This is a genomic window from Paraburkholderia sp. CNPSo 3272 (assembly GCF_024206495.1).
Lineage (GTDB): Bacteria > Pseudomonadota > Gammaproteobacteria > Burkholderiales > Burkholderiaceae > Paraburkholderia.
The window spans coordinates 151,868-165,365 of sequence record NZ_JAMBPQ010000013.1; the positions used below are offsets into that span (position 1 = coordinate 151,868).

Genomic DNA, 13,498 nt, shown 5'->3' on the forward strand with positions numbered 1-13,498 from the left:
CGGTCTGGCAACCGGCCCGTCCCGACTGGCGGCACGCCGCGAATTTATACCCCAGAGCGCGGAGCCGCCGCCCCCTCGACCGCGGTTTGCGCGCCGTCTAAAAATTGCGGGCAGGACAGCGTCGTCATCCCCGTTCTGCTGGACGCGCCCGAAGGTCTAAACGGCCGATCCGCCGCGGTCCCAGCGAACTCCCGCACGACCTCGCCTATCTGATCAGCGATCGCGTTGATCGCATGACGATGCCCGTCGACGATCGCCTGATAGCCGCCAGACACTGGCTCGCTCACTACGCTGTGGCAACTCAGCGTCTCCAGGCCCGCAGACCTGCTTACACTCCATACGACATCAACGAGTACGTGGGACCCCGGCCACGATTCAAAGCGCTGAACGTCGACGCCGACCTGATAGACGGGAACCTCCTCACCACGGCCAACCGCGTTGGCAGCGGACGCGCCGGCCTGCCGGCTCACGCGAGTAGCAATTGCATCGCGAATCTCGTCCGGAAGGGCCGACGACCAGCGATCGTCTTCGAGCACCTGCACCTGGGCCGGGTTGATCTGCACCACAAGCTGACTCCTGGCGACGGCGGCCGGCACGTTCACTGGGCGTACATCGATCCGCAAAGCGGGGCTTGTCGTATTCTTTGCGATGGCCGGCCCGGCGTCGGTTTCGAGCGTATAAAAGCGCGTCACGGGCGTTGCGCACGCCGTCAGAAGGGCCAACCCAACGACAGAGACGAGTGTCCTCACCATGGTGCGGGACGAGCGGGTTTGCGTTGCGATCATTGCTGGTCTCCTTTTTTGCCGAACAGCAGCGCCTGCGGATGGCGCTCCAGGTATTCGGAGAGCGCATTGAGCGACTGCAGCGTGCGCGTGAGTTGCTGCATGGCGTCCTGAACGTCGGACTGCATCGGCGCCGTCTGCCGCAGCGTCGATTCCGCGGTCGCGAAGGTCTTTTGTGCGGCAGCGAGCGTGTCGCGGGCTTGCGGCACGACCTCGGTGTCCATATGCCCGAACAGCTTGCTGGCGTTCTCCAGTGCACCGTCGAGGTTGGCGCCGATCCGGTCGAAAGGCACCTGGTTCAGTTTCCTTGCGATGTCCGCCACCTGCACCTGGAGCTCGTCGAGCGTATTCGGCACGGTCGGCAGTTCGATCGGGTTGCTGTGCACGTCGACACTCGCGCGCGGCGCCTTCGGGAACATGTCGAGCGCGACATACAACTGTCCCGTCAGGAGGTTGCCAGTCCGCAATTGGCCGCGCAGCCCTTCCGTCACGAGATGCTGCAGCATCTCGTGACCGCCGGGCGTGTCCGGCGCCGGCAGCGCCTCGCTGGAGCGCCGGCTGAGCCGGTCAGGGTAAAGCGCCATCAACACCTTCATGCTGAAGCTCTTCTGCTTTTCGTCGTACTCGATACCAATCTCGGTCACCTGCCCCAGCGCAATCCCGCGAAGGTCGACAGGTGCGCCAACAGACAGTCCACGCAAAGACTGATTGAAACGCATGACGACATTGAGCGGCTGGCCGTCGGGCTCGCGCATGGCGTCCGATTCGTCCGCGGCGAGTCTGAACTCCGCCCTGTCTGCTGCCGGTCGGCCAGCGTCCTGCCCGGCCGGAGACTGGAACGCCAGCCCTCCCACGACGACAGTCGCGAGTGATTGCGTATTGAGCTTCAGCCCGTTGGAATCGAGACGCAGATCGACGCCGCTTGCATTCCACCACCGCGTATTGCTGCCGACGTACTGGTCGTACGGCGCATTCACGAAGACGTTCACGATGACGCCGGCGCCGTGAGGATCGAGGGAGTAGCCAATCACCTGACCCGCCTGGATGCGATGGTAGAAGATGGGGGCGCCGATATCGATCGAGCCCAGTGACTCACCTCGCAGCGTGTACTGGTGCCCCGGCTGTCCCGTGGTGACAATGGGCGGGCTTTCAAGACCGAGGAACGCGGTTCGCCTCTCGGTCGAGCGCCCGATGTCCACGCCGATGTACGCACCGGAGAGCAACGTGCCAAGGCCGGAGATACCGTTGGCGCCAATGCGCGGGCGCACCACCCAGAATCGCGTGCCTTGCGTCGCAAACTTCTCTGCGTCCTTGCTCAACTGGATATTCACGACGACGCGGCGCAAATCGGCGGACAGTGCAATGGCTTGCACGACACCGATTTCAACGTCCTTGTACTTTACCTTCGTCTTGCCTGCCTCAATGCCCTCCGCGTTATTGAAGGTGACTGTCACGACGGGTCCCTTTTCTGCAACGGATTTGACCACCAGGGCAACCCCGATCAATGCACAGATTAGCGGTACTAACCAGATGAGGGATGGCAGCCAACGTTTGCGCGGCTTGAGTTCAGGAGGGGATAGATTGGAAAGATGCATCGTCTGTTTCAGGAAATGCGGTTGGTGGCGAGAGAAGCAGCCGGAACTTCATCGTACGCAGTTGGAGCGTCACGCGTCCCCGCGCCCACGTTGTCCCAGATGAGCCGCGGATCGAATTGATGCGATGCGAGCATGGTCAGGATCACAACCGCTCCGAAAGCGAGAGCGGCCGGTCCCGCAGTGATGACGGCAAGCGAGCCGAAATGCACGAGTGTGACCGTCAGCGCAACGACGAAGACGTCGAGCATCGACCATCGGCCAATGCGCTCGACGAGCCGGTACAGGATTGCTCTTTCACGAGCGCGCCATCCCGAACCGTGAGAAGCGGCTACCGTGAGAAGCGTGAGAACAACGAGCTTGAGAACCGGCACGAGAACGCTGGCGACAAAAACGACGACAGCAAGGGGCCAGTCTCCCGAAGTCCAGAAATACGCGACGCCGCCAAGGATCGTGTCGTCCTCCGAACCGCCCACGGATGAGGCGTGCATGATCGGCAGCAGGTTCGCCGGGATATAGGCAAACGCGGCGGCGAGAAGCAGACTGGCCGTTCGCCTCAGGCTGTCCGGCCTGCGTTCGTGCAGCACATGCTGGCATCGGGAGCAGCGCTGGTGGGCCTCTCCTTCGATACGTGCCTGGACGAGTGCGCACGCGTGACAGCCCACAAGGCCGGCGCGTTGTGCCGTGATGGCGCGCGGTGAGCCGGTTTTGCGCGCCCCCAATGGCCGTGTGAAACGCCCTCGTCCTGTACTTACTCTCGACCAGCGAACGTCCGCAATTCGAGAACACCTGATTTCGTCACGGACCGCCCAGAGCCTGCTCGGGTCAAATGAAGCAACAAGGCCCAGCATGACAGTCAGCGCACCCGTGGCGAACAATCCCGGTCCCGGGATCACTTCGGCGATGCTGACCATTTTCACGATAGTCACCAGCACACCGAGCATGAACACCTCGATCATTCCCCACGGCCGAACGAGCTGCACAAGACGCACCATCGCGTTGAATCGGGGTGGCAGTTTGCCTAGCTGGAGCGGCACCAGCACATATAGCAATGCGAGCAGTTCGATCAACGGGAAGAGTACCGCCGAGCAGAACACCATGGTCGCGACGACGCGCATGTTGCCGGCCCAAAGCGAGCGCACCGCGCCAAACAGCGTCGCCTCGGATGTCATGCCGTTCGCGCGTAGCTCGATCACAGGGAAACTCTGTGCGATGCAGAAAACGATCAATGCGGCGAGCGTCACAGCGCAAATCCAGTCAAGCGGCCATCCGCTACCCGGTAGCGCTGTCATGCCCGCACCGCAGCGCGAACAGGCTGCGCGGCTCCCCTTGACACTGGAAGGCTTGCGAAACAGCAGATCACATTCGTGGCAGGTAATTAATCTCTGATATTCCATACGGAGATAAAGCGGAAATCCGGGGGCATTCGCACTGGCGCAACGGCCGAATCACGCGGCCGGCGCGGCGGCCGGTCAATTGATGTGGCCAACGGCCATCGCGGCGCTCGAGACACTGCTGAACGGCGGGGGCGGTCCTGGCGGATCGCCCTCGCGTTTCACGATCGCCTGGGTCAATGCGTTGATGCGGTCGTCTGCTGAGTCTGAGCCGAGGGCAGTTCCCCCATCGCCTGGAACAGGGCGGCTGTATCGCTCATGCGCTGGCCCGATGCGCGCACTGCGCCGATCTCGGCGTTCAGATACCGCGACTCGCTCGCGTGCGTTGCCGCCGAAGGCAGCGAACCCAGGCGATGGCGCGACGCCGTGTCCTCGAATGCCGTGCGCGCGGCGTCGGCGGCGACTTCGCTCGACGCGAGGGTCTGTGCGTCGTTATCCAGCGCGGCGAGCGAATTCGCTACGTCCTGAAACGCCGAAAGCACAGTGGACTTGTAATGCAGCACGGTGGCGTCATACGTATCGATCGAAGCACGGCGTTGCGCGAACAGCGCGCCGCCATGGAAGATCGGCTGCGAGAGGCTTGCGCCGATAGCCCAAAGACCGCCCGCGCCCGAGAGCATCATCGGCCAGCTGAAGCCGCCGCGACTCATCGCGCCCGTCAGCGACAGGCTCGGGAAAAGTTGCGCCGTTGCCTCGCCCACATCGGCGGCGGCCGCCTTGACGGCGGCGTCGGCAGCCTGGATGTCCGGGCGCGAGCGCAACAGGTCCGAAGGCACGGCGACGGGCACGTGCTCTGGCAACGACAGGCTGTCCAGATCCGGCACGCTCGGGGCGTTGTCCGGTGTACGGCCGATCAGCACCGCCAGTGCATGAATCGCCGTCGCGCGTTGCTGACGCAACCCGGGCAACGTCGCCGCGATGGAAGCCGCGTCCTGTTTCGACTCGAGCGCCTGGACGCGCGATACTGCGCCCAGCGCGTAGCGCTGCTCGTCCTCGTTCGCCGCATCGTTCGATACGGCAACGAGCCGCTCGGTGAGCGCAATCTCGCGATCGAGTGCCGCCACATTGATCGTGGCAGCCACGATGTTTGCAGCGAGCGCACGGCGCGACGCTTCCAGTTCGAATGCCTGCACATTCACACGGGCCGCGCTAGCGGAATTCGCATAGCGCGTCTGGCCGAACAGGTCGAACGTGTAATGCGCTTGCAACTGCCCGGCAAAGAAGTTGTATTGCACCTGCTCGGGCAGGCCAAGCTGGGGCGCCACCGGTGAACGGGCGCGCTGGACCTGCGCGGCGCCGTCGATCGACGGCAGCGTCGATGAGCCGATCTGCGCGCGCAGTTGCTCCTGCGCCGCAGCGAGCGTACGCTGCGTCGCCGCAAGCGTCGGGCTGTTGTGCAGTCCTTCGTCCACAAGTGCGTCCAGCGCGGCGCAGTGGTAGAGCTGCCACCATTGCGGTCCGGGCATGGCGCCGACATCGAAGGTCTGCGCGACGCCACCCGCTGCCACCGTCTTCGCCGGCTGCGTCTCGGCACCGTAATGCTCGGGCGACGGCATGGCCGGCGCCTCGCCGCTCGGCCCGAACGAGCACGCCGTCACGGTGAGCGCCACAGCCGCGGCAGCCACGGATGTCTTGTAAGGAAAACTCATGATTAACCCTCCGTATGCTCGACGACGACGTGTTGCTCGCCGCGTTCGTCACTACGGACCCTGAAGCAGGTCGCGTAGAGAGCCGGCAGAAAGAACACCGTCAACAATGTGGCGACGGTGATGCCGCCCATCAGCGCAGTCGCCATAGGCCCGAAGAAGCCCGAGCGCAGCAACGGAATCAGCGCGAGCACGGCGGCGGCGGCCGTCAGCATGATCGGTCTGAAACGTCGCACCGTTGCACCGATGATGGCGTCAAAGCGCGCGTGCCCCGCCGCAATGTCCTGATCGATCTGGTCCACCAGAATCACGGAGTTGCGCATGATGATGCCGAACATCGCGATCACGCCCAGCAACGCGACGAAGCCGAAGGGCTTGCCGAAAAGCAGGAGCGCCGTCACCACGCCGATCAGGCCCAACGGTGCGGTGAGCACGACGATGAAGGTGCGCGCGAAATTCTTCAGCTGGATCATCAGCAGCGTCAGCACCGCAATGATCATCAACGGCATTTCCGCGTTGATCGACGTCTGGCCCTTCACGCTCTCCTCGACTGCGCCGCCAACCTCGATCCGGTAGCCCACAGGCAGCTTCGCGCGCACCGCCGTGAGTGCGTTCTCGATGCCGTGCGTCACGTCGATGCCCTGCGCGTCGCCGCGCACATCGGCCTGCACGGTGATGGTCGGCTGGCGGTCACGCTCCCAGATCACGCCGTACTCGAGCGTGTCGCGCACATGGCCGAGCGAGCCGAGTGGAACCGGGCCGCTCGGTGTCGGAATCGCAAGGCTCGTGAGCTTTGCGGGGTCGACGCGCTCGCTCTTCGGCGCACGCAGATCGACGTTGATCAGCTTGTCGCGCTCGCGGTACTGCGTGACGGTGTAGCCGGACAGCGTCATGGCGAGGAAGCTGGAAACGTCCTCTGATGTGACGCCAAGCTGGCGCGCGCGGTTCTGGTCGATCTCGAACGAGATCGAACGTTCGGCCGGCTCGTCCCAGTCGAACTGCACGTTGCGCGTGCGCGGGTCGGCACGCACCTTCTCTGCGACCGTTTCCGCGATCGATCGCACCGTCGCGATATCGTCACCGCTCACGCGGAACTTGATCGGAAAGCCCACGGGCGGACCGTTTTCGAGGCGTGCAACACGTGTGCGGGCACCGGAAAAGTCCTTCTCCAGTTTCCCGTCGAGCCAGTGCATCAGTTCTTCGCGTGTTTCGACGTCTTTGGCCGTGATCACGAACTGCGCGAAGTTGGGCTGCTGCAGCTGCTGGTCGAGCGGCAGGTAAAAGCGCGGCGCGCCCGTGCCGACGAAGTCGACATAGTGGTCGATTCCGGCCTTGCCATCGAGGACCTTCTCGAGGCGCTTCGATTCACGCAGCGTCGCCTCGAACGAGGCGCCTTCCGGCAGCCGGAGGTCGACCAGCAGTTCGGGACGCTCGGAGTTCGGGAAGAACTGCTGCGGCACGCGCGTGAACGCAACCATGGCGAGCGCGAACAGGCCGCAGGTGACGCCGAGCACGACCCAGCGCCGCTCGATGCACCACGTGACCCAGCCCGACAGGCGTCGGTAGAAGCCCGTGTTGTACACAGCGTGCTCATGATCGTGTCCCTCGCCAGCGTGAACCTTGCGCTCGGGCAGCATATAAAAGCCAAGCAGCGGCACCAGCACGACCGCCGCGAACCACGAAACGATCAGCGCGATGGCCGACACCTCGAAGATCGAACGCGTGTACTCGCCCGTGCTGGATTTCGCCAGCGCGATGGGCAAAAAGCCCGAGACCGTCACGAGGGTTCCGGTCAGCATCGGAAACGCGGTACTCGAATAGGCAAATGCTGCCGCGCGCATGCGGCTCCAGCCCTGCTCGAGCTTCACCGCCATCATTTCGACGGCAATGATCGCGTCGTCGACGAGCAGGCCCAGCGCAAGCACGAGCGTACCGAGGGAAACCTTGTCCAGCCCGATACCGAAGATATGCATACACAGCGCGGTCACGGCAAGCACGATCGGGATCGTGATCACAACCACCATGCCAGTGCGCAGACCGAGCGAAACGAGGCTCACGACCAGCACGATCGCCACGGCTTCTCCGACCGAACGCACGAACTCGTCCACGGAGTGCTTGACCGCGTGCGGCATGCTCGAAACCGGCGCGAGCTTCAGCCCTGCCGGCAGCGTTGCCTGCAGTTCGGCCGTCTTCGCGTCGAGCGCCTTGCCGAGGTCGATGACGTCGCCGCCCTTTTGCATCGTCACGCCGATGCCGAGCACCGCCTGGCCTCCCACGCGCATCTGTGTGACGGGCGGATCGTCATAGCCGCGCCTGATGGTTGCAATGTCACCGAGACGGAACGAGCGTTTGTTGACGGTGATCAGGGTGTCCGCAAGCGAGCGTTCGTCCTTGAACGCGCCGCTCGGCCGCACGAATACGCGGTCGTCCGCCGTCGTGATGGTGCCGACGGGCGCAACGGCGTTCTGTGCATCGATTGCCTGGGCGAGTTGCTGCGGCGTGATCGAAAGACGCGTGAGCTGCGCATTCGAAATCTCGACGAAGATATGCTGGTCAGGGTCGCCGAAGTAATCGACCTTGGCGACGCCCGGCACGCGTAGCAGAACCGTGCGCAGCTGGTCCGCATAGTCGTGCAGTTGCGCGGGCGTGAAGCCGTCGCCTTCGAGCGCGTAGATGTTCGTGTAGACGTCACCGAACTCATCATTGAAGAAGGGCCCGACCGTTCCCCTCGGCAGCGTCGCCGCGATATCGCCCACCTTCTTGCGGACCTGGTACCAGGTCTCGGGCACCTCCTTGACGGGCGCCGAGTCCTTCATCGCGAAGAAGATCATCGACTCGCCGGGGCGCGAGTAGCTCTTGATGTTGTCCACATACGGTGCCGCCTGCAACTGGCGGCCAATCCGGTCCGTGATCTGATCCTGCACTTCGCGGGCCGTCGCGCCCGGCCAGTACGTCTTGATGACCATCGTCCGGAACGTGAACGGCGGGTCTTCCGATTGCGCAAGATGGGTATAGCCGATCACCCCGAAAAGCGTGGCCAGCCCGATCAGAAAAATCACGAGCTGCTGGTGCCGCAGCGCCCATGCAGAGAGGTTAAAGCCCGTACCGCTGGCGCGTTCCTCCCCGGAAGCATTCGCCGGCGCGCGTTCGAGCGCGTCTTTGTCGTCGCGCGCGTTCATACCGAGCCCTCCGGATGCAGCGGAGGCACCACCTGCACGTGCTCTCCCGAACTCACTGCATGCACGCCCTGCAGGATGACTCGGTCGCCATCGTGCAGTCCCGAACTGAACGAGACAGTGCGTTCGTCGTACCGCTCGATCGTGACCGGGCGCAACTCTAGCGTGTCGCTGCCTTTACGCACCACCCACACGGCCGGATTCTCACCCTTGTGGAAGAGCGCGGTCACCGGCAGCGTGAAGACCTGGGCGGCATCGTCCGCCTCGCTGAATGCGACATTCGCGGTCATGCCAAGACGCACTTCGGGACTCGGTGCGGTCAGCGTGAGCTTCACACGCCACGTGCGGCTTTGCTGATCGGCCGCCGCCGAAACCTCGCGCACCCGCGCTTCGAAAGTCTTGCCAGGCAGCGCGGGCAACGTAACGCGCGCGTTGCTGCCGACCGCGAGAGCGTTCAGCGTTCTTTCGGGCGCATCGCAAGCGATATCGACGTCGCCGGTCCAGTCGAGGTGATACACAGCCTGGGTTGCCTGAACGTTCTGGCCGGTATCCGCATCCTCCGACGTGATGACGCCGTCGTGGTCCGCGGTCAGCGTCGCGTAGCGCAGGTGATCCGTCGCGAGCGCCATCTGGGCGAGCGCGGAAGTGCGCTGCGCAAGCGCCGAAGCGTAGGCATCCTCAGTCTGCTCCAGTTGTGCGGGAGCAATCAGGTTCGCACGCGCCTGAGCCTGATCGCGGTCGAGCTGCTGCCTGGCAAAAACGAGGCGATGCTCGGCGGCGTCGAGTTGGGCGCGCGCATTGACGAGGTTGTTCTGCAAATCCGTCGGGTCGAGCAACGCAACCACCTGTCCCGCCTTGACCGTATCGCCGATATGCACTCGCCGCTCGATGACCTTGCCTCCCACCCGGAACGACAGAGGCGTCGAATAGCGCGCCTGTACCTGTGCCGGCAGCGAGTTGCTCTCGGCGTGCCCATCGGGATGAACCGCAAGCGCAACGACGGGCTTGGCCTCCGGGGCGACTGCGTCAGTCTGGTGGCATGCACAAAGAGCGATGGCGCTGCACGCCGCAACGACGACAGTCAACTTGTGCGTCGACGGAAAGAAGGAAGGTAGGAGGGAGCGCACTCGTTTCAGCGCGACAAGACCGGGTTGTTTCACGATGTTCACAAGGCAGGTGATGAATACAGGTAGAAAAGTCATCCGCGCCGATGGCTAGTCGCGCCTGCAAGAAGCGCGCGTTGCCCGTAGCGCGAAAACGAAGCCATTGATGCGGAACGGATCCTCTTCGACGACCCCACGGACCGGCGGCCCGAGCTTTGTTGACAGGGCATCGCAGCTGATCGCCACATGCGTCTCGAAGCGGCTCGGCACCATCTGACAGGCGCATTCGCTGATGCATGCGCGCTTCTCTGCGCGGCGCCCGCGGACTTTGGCGCCAGGCATCTACCAGCATCTCGGAGACGCCTTCGTTTCCCGTCGGTCCCGACTGTTTTCCGGTCCACCGCCGCACGGATGACATTAAACCCATTACTGATGCTATTGTCAACCATGACAATTAAATCTACACTCTGACAATATATGGTTCCAGGAGCTGATATGCCCAACGTCCCGATTTCCCGCACGAGTCGTCGGCAACAGACGAAGGCGCCAGTGGCCGGCCGCGAGTCCACCGCAACGCGATCGCCGCGCGTGGCCCGACGTAAGCTCGAAACGCGGCTTCGTTTGCTCGATGCCGCGTTTGCGCTGGTGACGGAAAAGGGAATGGAAAGCGTCACGATCACCGAGATTACGAACGCCGCCGACGTGGGATTTGGGTCCTTCTATAACCACTTCGAGTCAAAGGAAGGGATCTTCGCCGCGCTCGTCGAATGGTTATTCGAGGATTTCGCGACTACGCTTGATCGTCTCGCAACCGGGTTGTCCGACCCGGCCGAGGCGATCGCAGTGTCGGTACGTCATACGCTTTTGCGTGCCTACCGGGAGCCGGTTTGGGGTCAATTGCTGATACGCGAAGGGCTATCCACGCGGGTACTGACCAGGGGGCTGGGTCAGCGGCTACTGCGGGACACAAAGAGAGGGATTTCGGAGCGACGCTTCATGGTTGCGGACGAACTGATGTGCGTGTTTTCCGTGATTGGTACTGTCGTCGCTGCAGTAGCTGCTGAGCTTCACCTCCCTGGATCTTCAAAGCGGGCGGTTCGCGCACGAAATACCTTTCGATCCAGGCACGAAAAGTTCGCCGACAGCACGGCGGCCATCGTGTTGCAGGCGTTCGGCCTTAAACGCACCGAAGCCGAAAGGATTGCTCATCGCCCCTTCCCTGCGGCCCCTCTAGCGGCGAGCGTTTCAAGCGAAACGGCGGAACGACGCCAGGCACGGAAATACCGCCTTTAACGCTTCAACAATGCTTTAGGAAAGCTAACGCTTCAGCGACGGCAAGCGCCGGCAGACGATCGAGCATCATCCGCCGCCTGCCGGTACGCTGCGCAGCGACCGCTGATCTCAAACGATCAATCCCGGTACAGTGTGCTTTCAAGATAGCCCCGCCGTAGCTCTCGCAACGCGGAAGCAAAGACGGCACTCACAGGCAGCGCAAGCAGCACGCCGAAGAAACCGAACAGTTGCCCAAACGCCAGCAATGAGAAAATGACCGCCAGCGGATGCAGGCCGATGCGCTCGCCAACGAGCCTGGGTGTCAGAAAGACACTCTCGATGATCTGTCCGATTCCGTATACGGCGACCACCGCTGCGAAAGCGTACCAGTTCCCGAATTGCAGAAACGCAGCGAGAAGCGCAAGAGCCAGCGCGGTCGAGAATCCAATATAGGGGACGAACACGGCAAGTGCGGTGAGAAGGCCGACAGGCAGCGCGACGTCCAGTCCGGCGATCGCCAGAGCCGTGGGGTAATACACCGCAAGTATCACGACGACGAGCAGTTGCCCATGGAGGTACTGCGCCAGCATGTGGTCGATTTCCGCAACAAAGTGCCGAGTTCTTCTGAGCCAGCGCCGCGGCACAAAACTCTCCATGCGCTCCAGCGCCTCGTGCCGGTCGTAGAGCAGATAGAAAAGGACGAGCGGCACTAGCACCACATTGCTCACGAGGTTCATCATCACATTGCCGCTCGTACGCACGTACTGCCATGCAGCGAGAACAGCGCCGTGCTCGCCTGACATCAGTCGCGCCGTCAATACGTCGCGGACATTCGCCAGATCGAGCGAGTAGTTGATTCCCAGGAAAGCCAGTCGGGGTTGCAGCGCAGCGTCGAGTTTGGATGCCAATGAAGGCACCTGTTTTGCCAGTTCGGGCCCTTCCCTCTGGATGATCACGAATACAAGCAAAATGAGCAGCATGACAAGCAACGCGAACACGGAAATCATGACAAACGCGGCAAGACCGCGGGGTGCGCGATGACGTACCAGCCACTCCACGCCCGGTTGCAATACGTACGCGATCATGGCACCGAGCAGAAACGGCGTCAGGACGGGGCGCAGGCTCCATAACAGAACGCCAGCCGACAGGGCAACGGCTCCCCAGAACAATGATTGGCGATGGTAGGCAGTCATAGGTACACCCTTGCGGCGTTAAATCATCTGTTCGGCACGCGAGTGGCGCCGGTCATGGTTCGTATTCGCGCATCGCCGATATTCCTGCCAACCATGGACATAGGATCATGCACGGCGACCGGGCGGAGCACTGCAACGATCCGCGGTCGCAGGCCGGCAGATCCGCCGGTACCGAAAGCCAAACGCCAGCGAATGTTCCCCTGCAGTGGGGGCATTCGTTATGCGCTTACGGGAGCCGAAGCCGCACTTGCTGGTTTTGACTCGCGACGGCGCCTCCGCCCATGCTTCTGCCCGTTATCGGGTCGACAGCGCGGCGCCGCATCGTCATCAGGCAATCGAAGCAGGACGGGGCACCGGCGCGAAAAAGAGTGGCGGCACCAGCAAGCACGCCAAGCGACTCCTCTTCGGTCTTACCATCGGCTACCGTGTTTACCGCCGTTGCGGAAGCAGCAAGACCGGTAAGCAAAAGCAGCGCTTTCCGTTTCCTGTCACTGTCGCAAAATGGGCTGAGTCTGGATACGCCGCTTGCACCCTGCTGTGGTCACCACAGATTTGCGCGCACCCGCATCGGGAAAGATCGAGGCGCTTGCGCTTCGTATACATGATATTATCATCACAATTGGTAAATTAGTCAATAACAGTATCGACCTCCCTTCTTCCACGATTTGCGCGACCGTGCGCAGCACACGCGCTCTCTCCCATATGGAACCGCTTGCCGGCCAGCGTCATCAGTGAAACCGGCTTACTCAGTTCAGTACCGTCCGTGGAATACCTGACGACCGCTTTCCATTCGTAGTTTTACCGCCGCGCGGCATCGGCATGATCGGCTCAACCAGGGCCGCGGGGCTCCCGAGCCGTCTCGCAGAGGCCACCATAGCAGCGGCATTTGTGATCCACCGACGCCGGCACCATGAAACCCCCGTTCGAGTCAGTTGCCGGACCGCCAACGACTGTTGTCTCGATTGACGAATCGGCGGCCGCATTGGCATGGGCCATTATCGGCAAAAGGAGGGCGGCGAGCGACTTCTTCATCGCCACCCCACATTCGAATGTTCCATCTTTTGCGGCCACGTGATCCGATGAAGTTCAGTGCACCCGCGCGCCATTCAGTGCAAGCAGGCGCTCCAGTTCCAGCAGCGCCTCACCAAGCAGGTCAATGGCGCCGTTCGGCGTTGACGCCGTAGCAGCACTTCGAAGCGCGTCCTGTACGATCTGGTGAGCGCTTTCCGGTTTTGCTTTACCTATAGCAGCGATGTATTGCTGTTCCATGAGTACTCCTTCTCGTGACAATATGAATCCGACACCTGTGGACGAGGTGATGACGAGAAGTATATGCATCG

General features: G+C 62.5%; 9 protein-coding genes. 1 reads left to right on the plus strand and 8 read right to left on the minus strand.

The window, feature by feature from the left end; all coding sequences use genetic code 11:
• Window positions 1-44: 44 nt before the first annotated feature.
• The 6 genes from M3I53_RS18285 to M3I53_RS18310 all read right to left on the minus strand — a co-directional run bounded on the left by M3I53_RS18285 (window position 45) and on the right by M3I53_RS18310 (window position 9,759).
• Window positions 45-785, minus strand: coding sequence for a membrane integrity-associated transporter subunit PqiC (locus tag M3I53_RS18285; RefSeq protein WP_254317290.1), 741 nt, complete (start codon window positions 783-785; stop codon window positions 45-47).
• Complete coding sequence (locus M3I53_RS18290) at window positions 782-2,377, minus strand: intermembrane transport protein PqiB (RefSeq protein WP_254317291.1); 1,596 nt, start codon at window positions 2,375-2,377, stop codon at window positions 782-784. The genes M3I53_RS18285 and M3I53_RS18290 overlap by 4 nt, the downstream gene beginning before the upstream one ends.
• A gap of 8 nt (window positions 2,378-2,385) precedes the next feature.
• Complete coding sequence (locus tag M3I53_RS18295) at window positions 2,386-3,771, minus strand: PqiA/YebS family transporter subunit (RefSeq protein ID WP_254317292.1); 1,386 nt, start codon at window positions 3,769-3,771, stop codon at window positions 2,386-2,388.
• A 173-nt stretch (window positions 3,772-3,944) separates the two neighbouring features.
• Complete coding sequence (locus tag M3I53_RS18300; protein WP_254317293.1) at window positions 3,945-5,417, minus strand: efflux transporter outer membrane subunit; 1,473 nt, start codon at window positions 5,415-5,417, stop codon at window positions 3,945-3,947.
• Between the two features lie 2 nt (window positions 5,418-5,419).
• Window positions 5,420-8,593 carry an efflux RND transporter permease subunit gene (locus M3I53_RS18305; RefSeq protein ID WP_254317294.1) on the minus strand — a complete coding sequence of 1,058 codons (3,174 nt, stop codon included), beginning with the start codon at window positions 8,591-8,593 and terminating at the stop codon, window positions 5,420-5,422.
• On the minus strand, window positions 8,590-9,759 hold the full coding sequence (locus M3I53_RS18310) for an efflux RND transporter periplasmic adaptor subunit (RefSeq protein WP_254317323.1): 1,170 nt from the start codon (window positions 9,757-9,759) through the stop codon (window positions 8,590-8,592). The genes M3I53_RS18305 and M3I53_RS18310 overlap by 4 nt, the downstream gene beginning before the upstream one ends.
• Window positions 9,760-10,188: 429 nt before the next feature.
• Here M3I53_RS18310 and M3I53_RS18315 point away from each other — a divergent pair, with 429 nt between their 5' ends.
• Window positions 10,189-10,986, plus strand: a complete 798-nt coding sequence (locus M3I53_RS18315) for a TetR/AcrR family transcriptional regulator (RefSeq protein ID WP_254317295.1) — start codon at window positions 10,189-10,191, stop codon at window positions 10,984-10,986.
• 116 nt (window positions 10,987-11,102) lie between these two features.
• On the opposite strand, the gene M3I53_RS18320 is transcribed toward M3I53_RS18315, so the two are convergent.
• Together M3I53_RS18320 and M3I53_RS18325 are read right to left on the minus strand one after the other, a co-directional pair.
• Window positions 11,103-12,158, minus strand: coding sequence for an AI-2E family transporter (locus M3I53_RS18320; RefSeq protein WP_254317296.1), 1,056 nt, complete (start codon window positions 12,156-12,158; stop codon window positions 11,103-11,105).
• Between the two features lie 1,086 nt (window positions 12,159-13,244).
• Window positions 13,245-13,427 carry a hypothetical protein gene (locus M3I53_RS18325; protein WP_254317297.1) on the minus strand — a complete coding sequence of 61 codons (183 nt, stop codon included), beginning with the start codon at window positions 13,425-13,427 and terminating at the stop codon, window positions 13,245-13,247.
• Window positions 13,428-13,498: the final 71 nt, after the last annotated feature.

Coding starts and splice junctions, on each gene's coding strand:
- M3I53_RS18285 (WP_254317290.1), bottom strand. CDS start 785: ATGATCGCAACGCAAACCCGCTCGTCCCGCACCATGGTGAGGACACTC.
- M3I53_RS18290 (WP_254317291.1), bottom strand. CDS start 2,377: ATGCATCTTTCCAATCTATCCCCTCCTGAACTCAAGCCGCGCAAACGT.
- M3I53_RS18295 (WP_254317292.1), bottom strand. CDS start 3,771: ATGGAATATCAGAGATTAATTACCTGCCACGAATGTGATCTGCTGTTT.
- M3I53_RS18300 (WP_254317293.1), bottom strand. CDS start 5,417: ATGAGTTTTCCTTACAAGACATCCGTGGCTGCCGCGGCTGTGGCGCTC.
- M3I53_RS18305 (WP_254317294.1), bottom strand. CDS start 8,593: ATGAACGCGCGCGACGACAAAGACGCGCTCGAACGCGCGCCGGCGAAT.
- M3I53_RS18315 (WP_254317295.1), top strand. CDS start 10,189: ATGCCCAACGTCCCGATTTCCCGCACGAGTCGTCGGCAACAGACGAAG.
- M3I53_RS18320 (WP_254317296.1), bottom strand. CDS start 12,158: ATGACTGCCTACCATCGCCAATCATTGTTCTGGGGAGCCGTTGCCCTG.
- M3I53_RS18325 (WP_254317297.1), bottom strand. CDS start 13,427: ATGGAACAGCAATACATCGCTGCTATAGGTAAAGCAAAACCGGAAAGC.